We start from the raw sequence: 15433 nt of genomic DNA on the forward strand, positions 1-15433 counted from the left end.
CCCCCGTCCCCGGAAACCCAGGTGCCCTGCACGCGGTCCTCGCGTGCAGGGCACCCGGCCGTGTGCGGTGGGCTCAGGCCGGCGGGGTCAGGCCGGCGGGGACCCACCGGAGGCGTCGCCGGCCGCCTCGCGCCGCATCCGGGCCTTCTCCCGGGCCCGTCGCGCGGTGACGTCCCGGATGACCGCGCCGCAGTGGGTGGCTGCGCCGTCGGGACCGGTCAGCAGCACCACGCTGAACTCGATGGCGAGCCTGCGGCCGTCCGCGCCCACGGCGGGCACCGCCAGCAGATCGGCCTCCCCGTACCTGCTCGCCCCCTGCGCCATCGCGCTCACGAAGCCGTCCCCGTGACGCTTGCGGTGCTTCTCGGGGATGATCAGGTCCAGGCTGCGCCCGGCGACCTCCGCCGCGGAGTACCCGAAGATGCGCTCCGCGCCCCGGTTCCAGTAGCGGATCAGCCCTGCGCGGTCGACGATCACCAGGCCGTCGGGTGCCCGGGCGGCGATGCCCAGCACGACTTCGGGATCGAGCTCCGTCATGTCTCCTCATTTCCTCGGGGCGGTCTGACGCCAGGGCGGTCCGGCGCCCGGGCGGGCATGGCTGAGGCGGGGCCTCTCCGGCGCAGGGGGCGCTCCCCGCCGGTGGAGACCCCGCCGCCGTGCCGCGGGGGAGCGGGTCAGCCCCGGGAGGCCTCGGCCCGCAGGGCGATGCGGTGCTCGCCCGCGTACACGTTCATGGAGGCGCCGCGAAGGAAGCCCACGAGGGTCAGGCCCGTCTCAGCGGCCAGGTCGACCGCGAGGGAGGACGGGGCCGACACCGCGGCGAGCACCGGAATGCCCGCCATCACGGCCTTCTGCGCCAGTTCGAAGGAAGCCCGCCCCGAGACCAGCAGCACGGTCCGCGACAGCGGCAGCATGCCGCCGCGCAGGGCGCGGCCGACCAGTTTGTCGACCGCGTTGTGCCGGCCCACGTCCTCGCGGACGTCGACGAGTTCGCCGTCCTCGGTGAACAGCGCGGCCGCGTGGAGCCCCCCGGTCCGGTCGAAGACCTGCTGCGCGGCCCGTAGCCGGTCGGGGAGACGGGCGAGCAGTCCGGGATCCAGCCGGACCGGGGGAGTGTCGTGGATCGGCCAGCGGGCCGTCGTGCGGACCGCGTCCAGGCTCGCCTTGCCGCACAGGCCGCAGGACGAGGTCGTGTACACGTTGCGTTCGAGCGTGATCTCGGGCAGCACGAGGCCGGGAGCCGTCCGGACGTCGACGACGTTGTACGTGTTGGCTCCGCCGGCCGTGGCTCCCGCGCAGTACACGATGTTCCGCAGCTCCTCGGCGCTGCCCAACACCCCTTCGCTGACGAGGAATCCGGCCGCCAGGGCGAAGTCGTCGCCCGGGGTGCGCATCGTGATGGCGAGGGCCCTGCCGTTGAGCCGGATCTCCATGGGTTCCTCGGCGACCAGGGTGTCGGGCCGGGTGGAGACCGCGCCCTCCCGGATGCGGAGCACCTTGCGTCGTTCCGTGACCCGTCCCACGGCGGTCAGCCCGCCGGGGGCGGGGTCATGCCGCGGTCCGCAGCGCGAGCAGGTCCGAGATGGCGTGGACGGTCCGCAGCGTCTGCACCGGGACCCCGGTGATCTCCGCCAGCTCCACCACGGCCGCCAGCAGCACGTCGAGTTCGAGCGGTTTGCCGCGCTCCAGGTCCTGGAGGGTGGAGGTCCGGTGGTCGCCGACGCGCTCCGCGCCGGCCAGCCGGCGTTCGATGGAGACCCCGACCTTGCAGCCGAGGGCCTCGGCGACCGCGAGGGTCTCCGTCATCATGATCTCGATGACCTTGCGCGTACCGCCGTGCAGGCACATCTCCCGCATCGTGGCCCGGGACAGCGCGCTGATCGGGTTGAAGGAGATGTTGCCGAGCAGCTTGAGCCAGATGTCGTTGCGCAGGTCCTGTTCGACCGGGCACTTGAGGCCGCCCTCCTGCATGGCCTCGCTGAACGCCAGGCAGCGCTCGGAGAGGGACCGGTCGGGCTCGCCGATGGAGAAGCGGGTGCCTTCGAGGTGGCGCACGACCCCCGGACCCGCCAGCTCGGTCGCCGCGTAGACCACGCAGCCGATGGCCCGTTCGGGCGCGAGGACGGCGCTGACCGCGCCGCCGGGATCCACGCTCTCGATCCGGTGGCCCTCGTACGGTCCGCCGTGCCGGTGGAAGTACCACCAGGGGATGCCGTTCTGGGCGGCGATCACGGCGGTGCCCCCGTGCAGCAGCGGCTCGATGAGCGGCCCGCACGCCGCGTACGAGTTGGCCTTGAGCCCGAGGAAGACGTAGTCGACGGGACCGATCGCGGCCGGGTCGTCGGTGGCGTGGGCGCGGGCGGTGAAGTCCCCGCGGGGGCTGAGCACCCGGACCCCGTGCTCCCGCAGGGCCGCCAGATGGGGTCCACGGGCGACGAGGTGCACATCGGCGCCTGCTCGGTGCAGCGCGGCGCCGACGTAGGCGCCGATCGCACCGGCGCCCAGAACTGCGACTTTCACTATGTGGCACTCCGTTCGGTCGAGGGTACCGAGGAACTGCCGAACGTTGTCGACGAAATATTGTCTACAGGATGGAATCCTGGGCGGCAAGGGCTGACGCAGGCCGGGGGAGGGGGAGTTGGCCGTCCGGGGGTGGTCGGCACGGTGCGCCGTAGACTGTAGGCGAAAGACAATCCATCATGAGGTTTCGCGACGCAGCGACCGGCGCTGCCCAGGAGGGGACCGTGATGTTGTCGACAGGACTGCCGCAGGGGACGGTGCCCAAGCTGGAGCGGCCCGGCCCGCTGCGTGACCGCGTCTACGGGGCCCTGTTGGAGCTCATCACCACCCGCGCCCTCCAGCCGGGGCAGCACCTCGTCGAGAGCGAACTCGCCGGACACCTCGGGGTGTCCCGGCAGCCGGTACGGGAGGCGCTGCAGCGCCTGAGCACCGAGGGATGGGTCGATCTGCGGCCCGCCCAGGGGGCGTTCGTGCACGAGCCGACCGAGGAGGAGGCGGACCAGCTCCTCACGGTCCGCACGCTGCTGGAGGCCGAAGCCGCCCGGCTGGCCGCCGCCCACGCAGGCGCCGAGGCCGTCGCCGCGCTCGAAGAGCTGTGCGCGCAGGGGGAGCGGGCCGTCGCCGCCGACGACGTGGACACCGCCGTCGCGACGAACGCCCGGCTCCACGCGAAGATCATGGAGCTCGCGGGCAACGCCGTCCTCGCCGAGCTGGCCGGACAGGTGGACCGGCGCGTCCGCTGGTACTACACCCCTGTCGCCCGCCAGCGCGGCCACCAGTCCTGGGTCGAGCACCGCCGGTTGATCGCGGCGATCGCGGATGGTGACGGGCAGGCCGCGACGGCGATCATGCGCGCGCACACGGAACACACCCGCAAGACGTACCACGAGCGGGAGAAGTAGTCCGGCGGCCGGAAAGCACCGTCCGAGATCCGTCGTGTCTCATTTCACCGTCCGACATGTGGGAAGTCGTGTTCATTTCGCGGCCCCCCGCCCTACTGTGGGCCTCGCAGCTGGTTCGCCCCCGTTCGCCAGGCGGGATGCGTCGTAAGAGGGAACCCGGTGGGAATCCGGGACTGCCCCGCAGCGGTGAGCGGGAACGACCGCCGTCATACGCACTGGGACCGGAACCGGTCCTGGGAAGCGACGGCCATTAGGAGTCCGCCGGGAGACCGGCAGGCGAGCCCGCGAGTCCGAAGACCTGCCCGTTGCCCGTGAGCGATCGACCGCGCACGGTTTCCCGGTGACCTCGTGGGCGGGTCGGCGTGCACCTCAGGCGGATCCTCCCGTCGCGTACCCCAGCCGTACGCGACCCCGGCGGTCCGCCCGTTCCGGCACCCTTCGCCTCCGCGACCCGTCACCGGGTTCATGGAGACACGCTCGCGAAGGAGAGTTCCGTGACCACCGAGTCCGCAGCCGCGCCCGTACGGGCCACCGTGTACGGCTACCCCCGCCAGGGACAGAACCGGGAACTGAAGAAGGCCGTCGAGGGCTACTGGAAGGGCCGCGTCACCGCCGAAGCCCTCCGCGCCACGGCCCGCGACCTGCGCCGGACCAACTGGGCCCAGCTCGCCGGGGCCGGCATCACCGAGGTTCCGACCGGCGACTTCTCGTACTACGACCACGTCCTGGACACCACGGTCATGGTCGGCGCCATCCCCGACCGCCACCGCTCCGCCGTCGCGGCGGACGCCCTGGACGGCTACTTCGCGATGGCCCGCGGCACCCAGGACGTGGCCCCGCTGGAAATGACCAAGTGGTTCGACACCAACTACCACTACCTGGTCCCCGAACTCGGGCCCGACACCGTCTTCACCGCCGAACCCGCCCGGCAGGTAGCCGAGTTGAAGGAAGCCCTGGCCCTCGGCCACACGGCCCGCCCGGTCCTGGTCGGACCGGTGACCTACCTCCTCCTCGCCAAGCCCGCACCCGGCGTGGCCGCCGACTTCGAACCGCTCACCCTGCTCGACCGGCTGCTCCCCGTCTACGCCCGGGTCCTCGCGGACCTGCGCGCGGCGGGCGCCGCATGGGTCCAGCTCGACGAACCGGCCCTGGTCCAGGACCGCACACCGGCCGAACTGAACGCGGCGGCCCGCGCCTACCGCGAGCTCGGCCGCCTGACCGAGCGCCCCAAGCTGCTCGTGGCCTCCTACTTCGACCGGCTCGGCGACGCCCTGCCCGTCCTGGCGAAGGCGCCCGTGGAGGGACTCGCCCTCGACTTCACCGACCGGGCCGCGGCCAACCTCGACGACCTCGCCGCCGTCGGCGGCATCCCCGGCAAGCGTCTGGTCGCCGGCGTGGTCAACGGCCGCAACATCTGGATCAACGACCACCAGAAGTCGCTGACCACCCTCGGCACCCTGCTCGGCCTCGCCGACCGGGTCGACGTGGCCGCCTCCTGCTCCCTGCTGCACGTCCCGATCGACGCCGACGCCGAGCGGGACACCGAGCCGCAGATCCGGCGCTGGCTCGCCTTCGCCCGCCAGAAGGCCAGCGAGATCAGCACGCTGGCCCGCGGACTGGCCGGGGGCACGGACGCGATCGCCGCCGAACTCGCCGCGAACCGAGCCGACCTGGCCTCCCGTACCGCCTCCCCGATCACCCACGACCCGGCCGTCCGCGCCCGCACCGCAGCGATCACCGAGGCCGACGTCCACCGCGCCCAGCCCTACGCCGAACGGGCCGCGGCCCAGCGCGCCCACCTCGGCCTGCCGCTGCTTCCCACCACCACCATCGGCTCCTTCCCGCAGACCACGGAGCTGCGCACCGCCCGCGCCGACCTGCGCGCCGGACGCATCGACACGGCGGCCTACGAGGAACGCATCCGGGCCGAGATCCGCGAGGTCGTCTCCTTCCAGGAGAAGACGGGCCTCGACGTGCTCGTGCACGGCGAACCCGAACGCAACGACATGGTCCAGTACTTCGCCGAGCAGCTCACCGGATACCTCGCCACGCAGCACGGCTGGGTCCAGTCCTACGGCACCCGCTACGTCCGCCCGCCGGTCCTCGCCGGGGACGTCTCCCGTCCCGACCCGATGACCGTCCGCTGGACCACGTACGCCCAGGCACAGACGGCCAAGCCGGTCAAGGGCATGCTCACCGGCCCGGTCACCATGCTCGCCTGGTCCTTCGTACGCGACGACCAGCCCCTCGGCGAGACCGCGCGCCAGGTCGGACTCGCCCTGCGCGACGAGGTCGACGACCTGGAAGCGGCCGGTACGTCCGTCATCCAGGTCGACGAGCCCGCCCTGCGCGAGACGCTGCCGCTGCGCGCCGCCGACCACGCCGACTACCTGGCGTGGGCCACGGAATCCTTCCGCCTCACCACCAGCGGCGTCCGGCCGGACACCCAGATCCACACCCACATGTGCTACGCGGAGTTCGGGGACATCGTCGAGGCCATCGAGCACCTCGACGCCGACGTCATCAGCCTGGAGGCGGCCCGCTCCCACATGCAGGTCGCCGACGAGCTCGCCGGCGCGGGCTACCCGCGCGAGGTCGGGCCGGGAGTCTGGGACATCCACTCTCCCCGCGTCCCCTCGGCCGGTGAAGCGGCCGACCTGCTGCGCAGGGGACTCGGGGCGATCCCCGCCGAACGCCTCTGGGTCAACCCCGACTGCGGTCTGAAGACCCGCGGCTGGCCCGAGACGAAGGACTCGCTGGAGCACCTCGTCGAGGCGGCCCGCCGGGTGCGTGCGGAGATCCCGCCGAACGCCTGATTCCCGCATGACGGCCGGCGTACGGGATGCCCGTGCGCCGGCCGTCCCGCGTCAGTGCACGGGCACGGCGGAGGCGGGCTCCCTTTCCGGGGTGTCGTCCTCGTCGGTGCGGCCGATGTGGTTGAAGGCGAGGTTCAGCAGCACCGCGGCGACGCAGCCGGTGCTGATGCCGGAGTCGAGGATGATCCGCATGCTCTCGGGGAAGCCGTGGTAGAAGCCCTCGCTGGCCATGGGGATCACGCCGACGCCGAGGCTGATGGCGACGATGAGGACGTTGTCACCGCGTTCCAGGCCGGCCTGGGCGAGGGTCTGGATGCCGCTGGCGGCCACCGTGCCGAACAGGGCGAGTCCGACGCCGCCGAGGACGGGCTGCGGCACCAGGGAGACGACCGAGGCGAGGAACGGGCACAGGCCCAGCAGGATGAGGATGCCGCCGCTCGCGGCCACGACGTAGCGGCTGCGGACCTTGGTGATGGCGACGAGGCCGACGTTCTGCGCGAAGGCGCTGGCGGCGAAGCCGTTGAAGAAGGGGCTCAGCGCGGTGCCGAGGCCGTCCGCGCGCAGCGCCGCGGCGAGGGTCTTCTCGTCCGCGGGCTTGTCGACGATCTGGCCGAGGGCGATCACGTCGGCCGTGCTCTCGGTCATCGAGACGATCATCACGATCATCATGGAGATGATCGCGGCGACGGCGAACTGCGGAGCACCGAAGTGGAAGGGCGTGGGGAAACCGACCACGTCGGCATCGGTGACGGCGCTGAAGTCCGCGAGCCCGAGGGGGAGGGCGATCAGCGTACCGACGAGGAGACCGAGCAGGATGGATATCTGCTTGAGGAAGCCGGTGAGGACCCTGCGGAGCACCACGGTGATCAGCAGGGTCACCGCGGCGAGGCCGATGTACTTGACGTCCCCGTAGTCGGCGGCCGAAGGGTTGCCGCCCTGGGCCCAGTTGAAGGCGACGGGCAGCAGGGACAGGCCGATCAGCGTGATGACGGTGCCGGTGACCACGGGCGGGAAGAACCGGATGAGCTTGCAGAACCAGGGGGCGAGCAGGAAGCCGAACACTCCGGCCACGATCACGGCGCCGTAGATCACGGGCAGTGCGTCCTCGGGGCCCTCGGCCTTGGCGATGGCCAGCATCGGGGCCACACCGGCGAAGGAGACGCCGTTGACGAAGGGGAGGCGTGCGCCGATGTTCCAGAAGCCGAGCGTCTGGAGCAGGGTGGCGATGCCGGCGGCGAAGAGGCTTGCGCTCATCAGGAACGCGATCTCGCTCTGGCTCAGTCCGACGCCGATCCCGACGACCAGGGGCGGGGCGACGACACCGGCGTACATGGCCGCCACGTGCTGGAGGCCGGCGCCGAGGAGCTTGCCGAACGGCAGGGTCTGGTCGACGGGATGCTTCGCGGAGGGGGCCGCGGCCGGGTCCGGCGCGGGATCCGGCGTGGGGGCAGGGGTGGAGCCGGGCGTGGCGGTGGGCGACATGGAAGGTACCTCCAGAACTGCTGTGGCACGGCGGTCGCCGGGGGAAGGGCGCGCCGGTGCGCGGCCGATGCCTCGGGGGGCCGTGTGGACTGGTGCGAGGACGCAGTCGAGCGGGCGACAGGAGGGCCCGGGGGCATGGAGGTGCCCTGAGGAACGGGGAACGGACGAGTTGCCCGAGCCGGGGTGCCGTGGGGTGAGCGAGCCCCGACGGCCCCTGCCGAAGACTGCATGAACGGATCGTCCACGATGCGGAAAGCAGTTTCCATATGGCTGGGTGGCTCTAGTGCCTCACGCGGAGGGGGTCGTGTCAAGACCCGATGTCCGGAAGGCGGGCCCCGGGATCCGGGAGGCGGGCGGGGTCAGGATCCGTGCGGCCGCAGCCGCTTCCACAGCTGCCCGTCGATCCGGTCGAGGAAGGCCAGGGCCTCGCGCTCGACGGCTTCGGCGGCGGTGCCGGTCCGGCCGTGGTTGTCGATCCGCTGGTACTCCAGGTGGAGTTGCTCCAGGGCGCGGCGGATCTCCGCCGGCTCCACCGGCACGATCTTTGCTACGGGGCGCACGTAGTTCGGCCACCACCCGGTGACCGCCTCGCGCAGCAGCACGCGCAACTGCCCCGTCCTGCCGCACGCCCCGACGTAGCAGGCGGGCGGCGGTCGGAGCACCTCGAACAGCGCCTGCGTCTGCCGCCCCGACCCCCGCCAGCGGTTGCGCCGTTCCGCCTCGGCGTAGCGGTCGCGGGTCATGCCGACCCCCACGGCCGCCTGCTCCACCGTCAGCCCGAGGAGCGTCCGGCACTGCAGGAGCGTGGCCGGCTCGCCGAGCAGGTCGCCCGGTGCACACCACAACGCGGCGGCCAGCGCCTTGATCTGATGGCTCGTCGGAGCCTGGGCGCCCTGCTCCCAGGCCAGGAGCGTGCCGGGGTGGAGCGGGTGTCCCTGGAAGGCCGAGACGGCCCAGGCGACTTGGCCGTGCGTGAGTCCGAGCCGCTCGCGCACGCCGGTGGCGCGACGGGGGTCCAGCGGGGGATAGGGGGACATGTCGCCCTCGGAAGGTCTGTGGAGATCGTCTTGGGATGGCATAGCCGCACACCGTAGGGCGGCGGGGAGCCCCAGCCAAGGCCCGCGGGCTCCGTGGGCGCCCGAGAGGCGGGGCGGCGCGCGCCGAAAACCCCCGGTCAACGGGGCTTGTGCGTACATCCAAAGAATCGAAGGAATCGATTCGCCCCCCTGGAGGAGTTGACGACCGGGGGGTCGGTTCGTAGGGTCGCAGTCGTCCACAGTGGAAAGTAAATTCCGCAATGAGAAATCTGGCCGTTCTTCGTACCCCGGATACCGGCACGATTTCCCCATCCCTCCGGGCAAGTCCGTCCACTTGTCCGGCTCTTCCGGCCGTGCTTCGCCCCCGACCGTCCCCGCCGCCCGTCGGCCGGGAGGTCTCTCGGAGGGACTCTCCCCTTTGCGCTCCCCCAGCCTCTTCACGCCCGAATCCACACCCGAACGCTCCCCTTCGCCCCTCCCCGTCCATCCCGCGGACGAGGTGCTGCCCATGCGGCGGATGGTCCCCGCCGCCCTGCAGCACGTGGCCAGCATGTACGCGGGCCTCGCGGCGCCCCCGCTGATCATCGGCGGCGCCCTCGGCCTCACCGCGGCGCAGCTCACCGCGCTGCTGGCCGCGAGCCTGGTCGTCGCGGGCCTGGCCACCGTGGCCCAGACCCTGCGCTTCTGGGGTGTCGGGGCCGGACTGCCCGTCACCAACGGCGTCTCCTTCGCCGTCGTGTCACCGGTCCTGGCCGCCTCCGTGTCACGGGGGCAGGACACCCTGCCCCTGGTGTTCGGTGCCACCCTCGTCGCCGGGACCGTCTGCTTCCTCCTGGCCCCGGCCTTCTGCCGGCTCCTGCGCTACTTCCCGCCCGTCGTCAGCGGCTCCGTCATTACGCTGGTCGGCCTCTTGCTGCTGCCGGTGGCAGGGGAATGGGCCCGGGGCGGCGACCCCGGGTCCTCCGGCTACGGTTCGCCGTCCAACCTCGCGCTCGCCGCCGGAACCCTCGCCGTGACGCTCCTCCTCCACCGGCTCCTCAGCGGACGCTTCCTGCAACGGGTGGCCATCCTGCTCGGGCTCATCGCCGGCACGGCCGCCGCGGTTCCGATGGGCAAGGTCGACTTCCAAGCCCTCGCCCAGGCACCGCTGTTCGCGCTTCCGGAACCGTTCGCCTTCGGCGCCCCGCAGTTCGAGGTGCCGGTCATCGCCACCATGCTCGTCATCATGCTCGTCTCCATGACGGAATCCACCGCCTCCCTGATCGCGGTGGGCTCGGTGGTCGACCGGCCGGTCGACGCCCGCGTCATCGCGGGCAGCCTGCGCGCCCAGGGCCTGGGCACGGCACTCGGCGGAGTCCTGGGTGCCTTCGTGAGCACCGCCTACGCGCAGAACGTCGGCCTGGTCGCGATCAGCCGCATCCGCAGCCGGTACGCGGTCACCCTGTGCGGAGCGATCCTGGTCCTCATGGGCCTCGTACCGGTCCTGGGCTCGCTCGTCGCGCTCGTGCCGCTGCCCGTGCTCGGCGGAGCGGCGGTCGTCTTCTTCGGCTCGATCACCGTCGCCGGGATCCGGACCCTGGCCAAGGCCTCCCTCGCCACCGGGCACAACGGCATCATCGTGTCCGTCGCCCTCGCCTTCGGTCTCTTCCCCGTCGCATCGGCCGACTTCTACGAACGGCTCCCCGCGCCCGTCGCCCTGGTGCTGGGGTCGGGCATCACGGCGGGATGCCTCGTCGCCGTCCTCCTCAACCTGCTCCTGAACCACTTCGGCCGGGGCAGCGAGGCCAACGAGAGCCACGTCCCCACCGCCCAGGTCAACGCCTTCGACGGCATCGGCCGCTCAGGCGCTCCGGGGGGTGGGGCCCGTACCTCCGGGTGAGGCCCCGTCCGGCCAGGTGAGCGGGTACCTCTCGCGTCCGGTCAGGTCGACCCACCGGAGCCGGTCCCGTACGGGGCCGCGACGGCTCTCCGGGGCCCGCTCCGCAAGACCGGCCAGCAGGTCGTGCATCCTGCGGAGTGCCATCGGGGAGCCCGTGGCGGCGTAGAGGACCTCGTCGACGGCCGTCCGCAGGTACCGATCCCAGTCGGGCACGGGGACGCTCACCCTCAACCGGCCCGTCCCGTCGGCGAAGTGACCGATGTTCAGGTCGCGTCCGGCGAGGCGGTTCAGCAGGTCCTCGATGCGGTCCAGGCTCTCCACCGCCGTGGCCGGGTCGTTCACGGCGGGGGAGAGGGCGCGCAGCGCGATGTCGGCGAGGAGCCTGAAGGGCAGGTCGGGGTCCTGGTCGAAGGTGCGCTCGACTCCGGTCTCCAGGGCGCCGCGCAGAACCGCCTCGGTCACGTCGCCGCCGGTCACCTCGGCCAGAGCCGTGCCCCGGGACACGGTCGTCCCCGGGGGGACGAGGAAGGCGATGGAGCAGTCGCGCTCCCCGGCCGCGCCGACCAGGGTGCGTACGTCGATCTGCTGGATCACCACCGCCGGTCCGGACCACAGGACGGCGGTGGTCCCGGCCGCCGGGAGTGGCCGGGCCGTGTCCGGGCCCGAGGTCGTGTCCGGGGCGTACGGGCGTACGTACAGGTCGTCGAACAGCCGGTGCGCCCGCGTGGCGATCGCGGTCAGGGAATGGCCGAGCTGGATCGAACGGAACGCTCCCGCCTGCAGCGACCTCATGAGAGCGAGTGCCACCAGGGTGAGCACCATGGCGATGCCGGGAACCAGGGTCGAGACGGTCGTCCTGCGGGCACCGACGGCCAGCCCCGAGGTGATGCTGAAGACGAACACGCCGACGGTGAAGGCGAACGCACGCCACACGATCGGGTCGTCCCGGAAGAGACCGAGGCGCGGAGTGAAGGTGGTGGCGGAGAACTGGATGACGAGGAACAGCATCGAGTAGATGATGCTCACCAGGCTGATGACACCGAATCCGAGGGTGAACAAGAGCGTCACCACCGGTCCCGCGTCCACCTGAGGACCCACGGAGAGCCTGGGGACCAGCACCCCCAGGGCCAGCCCGGCGCCCGCGCAGACGAGCTGGGCCAGATCCCTGCGCATCGCGCGCCTGGGGCGGTGGAACGCGGATCCCCGCCCGCGTCGTCCTGCGCGGGCCCGCAGGCGCCCGGGGTCGTCAACCGAGCCGGACATCCAGCCTCCTCCAGGTCCCGGTGAACGCACCCTTCCGATGAGGATGCAACCACGGGAGCCGTGCGAGCGGGCGGCGAAATGCCGGATGTGGGTCATTTCGCAGAGTCTTGGTGCCGGGACGCGGTCCGGGCGTGCACCGAAACCGCCCCCGCCCGTACGCCTGGTGTCAACGGGGCTGCCGCGCAGCGGATTCCGGCCGCCGGATAGGGTTGGGGCGTGATCACGGCCGGAGCTGCATCCAGTGCGAAGCGGGCCCGCCGTCCGGTGGGTGCGCTGCGACTGCTGTGGCTGGCGGCCCTGTTGTTCGCGTTGCTCTACACACATGCCGCCGGAGCCGACACCGCCACGGCGCACGTCGCCCGCGGGGCCGCTCCCGTCGCCCACCTGGACGCCATCGGGGCCGAAGTCCCCGGTACTTCCGACGCCCCCGGCGCTTCCGGCGCCCCGGGTACTTCCGACGGCGCCGGGGCGCCTCACGGGCACGGCGACGGCAGTGGGCACGGGCACGCCGCCGAGGCGTGCGTCTCCGGTCACCCCCAGCCGGATGCGGAGCTGCCCGCGCCGCCGCTGGTTCCCCTCGGCGCAATGTCGCCCGTTGCCGGCGCGATGCGGCCGGCCCGGTGGGAGCGGACCGTTCCGTCCGGCCTTCCGCCCTTGCGCAGCGCCCTCGGTTCCGTGGTGCAGCAGGTATAGGACCGGGCGCTTTGCCTCGTTCTGACCCGACCTGACTCTCGTGACCCTCATGGCAGACCCGGGCCGCCCCGCGCGGTCGACCGGGCGATGAGCCATGCACGCAGCACCAAAGGACCTCGCACGTGACTTCGACCCAGCTCTTCGGCGCCCGGACCGCGGACACCCCGCCGGAATCTCCCGCCACGGGACGTGCCGCCCGCCGCAAGCACCACGCCGGCATGGCCCGGAGGCGGTCCCTGGCCGCCCGGTACCTCGGCTACGTCGGCTACTTCGTCGGCGCCGGCCTCATCAGCGGCGCCGTCGTCCACCACCCGCTCGACCCCGACCGCTACACCCGCATCGCCGCGTACGGCGCCCTCGTCTTCCTCGCCGCGACCGTCCTCAACGAGTTCGTGCTCACCAGGGAGCGTCCGGGACTGCCCCGGCTGCTGCTGGTGATGGGTGCCTCCCTGCTGCTGTCCTTCGGCATCGGCATGCTCAGCGGCGGCCTCCAGCACTTCGACGATTTCCCCGCCCGCGGAGCCGTCCTCGTCCCCGCCGGACTCGTCGTCTCCTTCGTCGCCTACGTGATCAAGGACGCGGACACCCCGGCGCGCAGGATCTTCGGCGTCGTCGGCCTGGCGATAGCCGTCACCTCGACCCTCGCCTTCCTCGGCCTGAGGGAAGTCGCCGCCTCCATGGAGAGCGCGTCCGCGGGCGGCCACAGCCACGGCACTGCCGATGAACCCGAGGCCGACGACCACGCCCCCGCCGTCACCACGGCCCCGGCGAGCCCGGGAGTCCCCGACCCCGGGGCGTCGCCCACTGCGAAGCTCGCTCCCGCGGCCCCCTCGCACGCCGACGGCCATGCCCACTGAGCCGGTGAGCCGCTGAGTCGCTGAGCCGTCGAGGGCCCCGCACCCACCGGTGCGGGGCCCTGTCGGTCACGCTCCGCGCAGCGCGGAGCGGCCGGCGAAGCGGGCCGAGGAGCCCAGCTCCTCCTCGATCCGGATCAGCTGGTTGTACTTGGCGGTCCGGTCGGAGCGGGAGAGCGAGCCGGTCTTGATCTGGCCGCAGCCGGACGCCACCGCCAGATCCGCGATGGTGGTGTCCTCCGTCTCGCCCGAGCGGTGCGACATGACGGCCGTCCAGCCCGCCTGGTGGGCGGTGGCGACGGCGGCCATCGCCTCGGTCAGGGTGCCGATCTGGTTGACCTTGATCAGGATCGAGTTGCCCGCGCCGGTGCGGATGCCCTCGCGCAGCAGGGACTCGCTGGTGCAGAACAGGTCGTCGCCGGTGAGCTGGCAGCGGTCGCCGACGCGGGCGGTCAGCTCGCGCCAGCCGTCCCAGTCGTTCTCCGCCATCGGGTCCTCGATGGAGAGGACCGGGTAGGAGTCGATGAGCTTGACCAGGTAGTCGACGTTCTCCGAGGGGGTGCGGCGCACTCCCTCGCCCGCGTAGTCGTAGACCCCGTCGTGGAAGAACTCGGAGGACGCCGGGTCCATGATCAGGCCGATGTCGGTGCCGGGACGGTAGCCGGTGCGCTCGATGGCGGCCATCACGAAGTCGAGGGCCTCCTCGGCGCTGCGCAGCGCGGGTGCGAAGCCGCCCTCGTCGCCGACGCCGGTGGAGTGGCCGGCGGCCAGGAGGTCGCGGCGCAGGGTGTGGAAGACCTCGCTGCCCATGCGGACGGCTTCGGCGAAGGTGTCCGCGCCCACGGGCGCGATCATGAACTCCTGGAAGTCCAGCGGATTGTCGGCGTGGGCGCCGCCGTTGACGATGTTCATCATCGGCAGCGGCAGGAGGTGGGCGTCGGCGCCCCCGAGGTAGCGGTACAGGGGCAGGCGGTGGGCCGCCGCGGCGGCCTTGGCGGCGGCGAGGGAGACGCCGAGGATCGCGTTGGCGCCGAGCCGCGACTTCGTGGCGGTCCCGTCGAGGGCGATCAGGGCTGCGTCCAGGCCGGCCTGGTCCGCCGCGTCCCGGCCGCGCACGGATGCCGCGATCTCCCCGTTGGCGTGGGCCACGGCGTGGTCGACGCCCTTGCCGTGCCAGCGCGTCGGGTCCCCGTCGCGCAGCTCCACGGCCTCCCGGGCGCCGGTGGAGGCGCCCGAGGGGACGGCCGCGCGCCCCAGGGACCCGTCCGCCAGGACGACGTCGACCTCGACCGTGGGGTTGCCCCGGCTGTCGATGATCCGGCGGGCGGTGACGGTCTCGATGGTGGTGTCGATGCTTTCGGTGGGTCCAACTGCCTGTGTGGACATGGGTGGTTCCTCCCCGTTGCACGTGCCGTGGCCCCGGCTGCGACAGCGCTGGCGCTGAGCCCGACAAGACCAAACCCTACAGCAATGCTGTTCAGTTTTGCTGAACAGCATTGCTGTGCTGGTCGCCCGCGCACCGACGCTGACCAGCGGGGTATGGTGCCTCATGCCCACCTCGGAAGCCGCCGCCATCGCCGCAGAACTGCGCACCGCCATGGGCAAGCTCACCCGGCGCGTGAAACACGAGGACCGCATCCCGCTGGGTCAGGTCGCCGTGCTCGGCGTGCTGGACCGCGACGGTGCCATGACCACCAGCGACCTCGCCGCGGATCAGCGCGTACGCCCGCAGTCGATGGCCCGGGCGGTGGGACTCCTCATGGAGCAGCACCTGATCACGCGCCGCGCGCATCCCACGGACGGCCGCAAATCGCTGGTCGAACTGTCGGACGCGGGCCGGGTCGCGCTCGAGGCGGAGCGCGGCCGCAGGGCCGGCTGGCTCGCCCAGGCCATCGAGGCCGAACTCACCGACGAGGAGCGGGCGGTACTGGCCCGGAGCGCCACCCTCCTGGAACGCCTCGCCACCCGGTAGCACCCCGGCCGGAGC

At 72.3% G+C, this 15433-nt stretch carries 13 protein-coding genes and 1 riboswitch; of the genes, 6 read left to right on the top strand and 7 right to left on the bottom strand.

Annotation, left to right across the window (positions count from 1 at the left end; all coding sequences use genetic code 11):
• Positions 1-87: 87 nt before the first annotated feature.
• From ACFRU2_RS05665 to ACFRU2_RS05675, 3 genes are all read right to left on the bottom strand, one after another.
• Positions 88-537 (bottom strand): PAS domain-containing protein, encoded by a 450-nt coding sequence (locus ACFRU2_RS05665; RefSeq protein WP_382967997.1) that lies wholly within the window; start codon positions 535-537, stop codon positions 88-90.
• Positions 538-674: 137 nt separating this feature from the next.
• Entirely contained in the window at positions 675-1523 is an 849-nt protein-coding gene (fdhD, locus tag ACFRU2_RS05670) for a formate dehydrogenase accessory sulfurtransferase FdhD (RefSeq protein WP_382967999.1), read from the bottom strand.
• A 25-nt stretch (positions 1524-1548) separates the two neighbouring features.
• Positions 1549-2520, bottom strand: a complete 972-nt coding sequence (locus ACFRU2_RS05675) for a 2-dehydropantoate 2-reductase (RefSeq protein ID WP_382968001.1) — start codon at positions 2518-2520, stop codon at positions 1549-1551.
• 227 nt (positions 2521-2747) lie between these two features.
• Here ACFRU2_RS05675 and ACFRU2_RS05680 point away from each other — a divergent pair, with 227 nt between their 5' ends.
• A complete protein-coding gene (locus tag ACFRU2_RS05680) occupies positions 2748-3422 on the top strand; it encodes a GntR family transcriptional regulator (RefSeq protein ID WP_382969559.1) in 675 nt (224 codons plus the stop codon).
• Positions 3423-3516: 94 nt separating this feature from the next.
• Positions 3517-3743, top strand: a riboswitch (cobalamin riboswitch).
• Positions 3744-3916: 173 nt separating this feature from the next.
• Positions 3917-6238, top strand: coding sequence for a 5-methyltetrahydropteroyltriglutamate--homocysteine S-methyltransferase (metE, locus tag ACFRU2_RS05685; RefSeq protein ID WP_382968003.1), 2322 nt, complete (start codon positions 3917-3919; stop codon positions 6236-6238).
• Positions 6239-6289: 51 nt separating this feature from the next.
• Here the strand turns inward: metE and ACFRU2_RS05690 are convergent, their stop codons facing one another.
• Positions 6290-7720, bottom strand: coding sequence for a nucleobase:cation symporter-2 family protein (locus ACFRU2_RS05690; protein WP_382968006.1), 1431 nt, complete (start codon positions 7718-7720; stop codon positions 6290-6292).
• Between the two features lie 359 nt (positions 7721-8079).
• The gene (locus ACFRU2_RS05695) at positions 8080-8757 is read right to left on the bottom strand and encodes a helix-turn-helix domain-containing protein (protein ID WP_382968008.1); all 678 of its coding nucleotides are present in this window, start codon (positions 8755-8757) and stop codon (positions 8080-8082) included.
• 508 nt (positions 8758-9265) lie between these two features.
• Between ACFRU2_RS05695 and ACFRU2_RS05700 the strand changes: the two genes are divergently transcribed.
• Positions 9266-10636 carry a nucleobase:cation symporter-2 family protein gene (locus ACFRU2_RS05700; RefSeq protein WP_382968011.1) on the top strand — a complete coding sequence of 457 codons (1371 nt, stop codon included), beginning with the start codon at positions 9266-9268 and terminating at the stop codon, positions 10634-10636.
• On the opposite strand, the gene ACFRU2_RS05705 is transcribed toward ACFRU2_RS05700, so the two are convergent.
• Positions 10598-11899 carry a DUF2254 family protein gene (locus tag ACFRU2_RS05705; protein WP_382968013.1) on the bottom strand — a complete coding sequence of 434 codons (1302 nt, stop codon included), beginning with the start codon at positions 11897-11899 and terminating at the stop codon, positions 10598-10600. The two genes, ACFRU2_RS05700 and ACFRU2_RS05705, sit on opposite strands and share 39 nt — an antisense overlap.
• A 216-nt stretch (positions 11900-12115) precedes the next feature.
• On the opposite strand from ACFRU2_RS05705, the gene ACFRU2_RS05710 reads away from it, so the two are divergent.
• Entirely contained in the window at positions 12116-12592 is a 477-nt protein-coding gene (locus ACFRU2_RS05710; protein WP_382968016.1) for a hypothetical protein, read from the top strand.
• A gap of 122 nt (positions 12593-12714) precedes the next feature.
• Positions 12715-13449 (top strand): hypothetical protein, encoded by a 735-nt coding sequence (locus tag ACFRU2_RS05715; RefSeq protein ID WP_382968019.1) that lies wholly within the window; start codon positions 12715-12717, stop codon positions 13447-13449.
• 66 nt (positions 13450-13515) lie between these two features.
• On the opposite strand, the gene eno is transcribed toward ACFRU2_RS05715, so the two are convergent.
• Positions 13516-14832 carry a phosphopyruvate hydratase gene (eno, locus tag ACFRU2_RS05720; RefSeq protein ID WP_382968022.1) on the bottom strand — a complete coding sequence of 439 codons (1317 nt, stop codon included), beginning with the start codon at positions 14830-14832 and terminating at the stop codon, positions 13516-13518.
• A 163-nt stretch (positions 14833-14995) separates the two neighbouring features.
• On the opposite strand from eno, the gene ACFRU2_RS05725 reads away from it, so the two are divergent.
• Positions 14996-15418: a MarR family winged helix-turn-helix transcriptional regulator gene (locus tag ACFRU2_RS05725; RefSeq protein WP_382968024.1), complete on the top strand. Its 423-nt coding sequence runs from the start codon at positions 14996-14998 to the stop codon at positions 15416-15418.
• Positions 15419-15433 lie beyond the last annotated feature (15 nt).

Source organism: Streptomyces sp. NPDC056883 (assembly GCF_042788835.1).
GTDB lineage: Bacteria > Actinomycetota > Actinomycetes > Streptomycetales > Streptomycetaceae > Streptomyces > Streptomyces stoeckheimensis.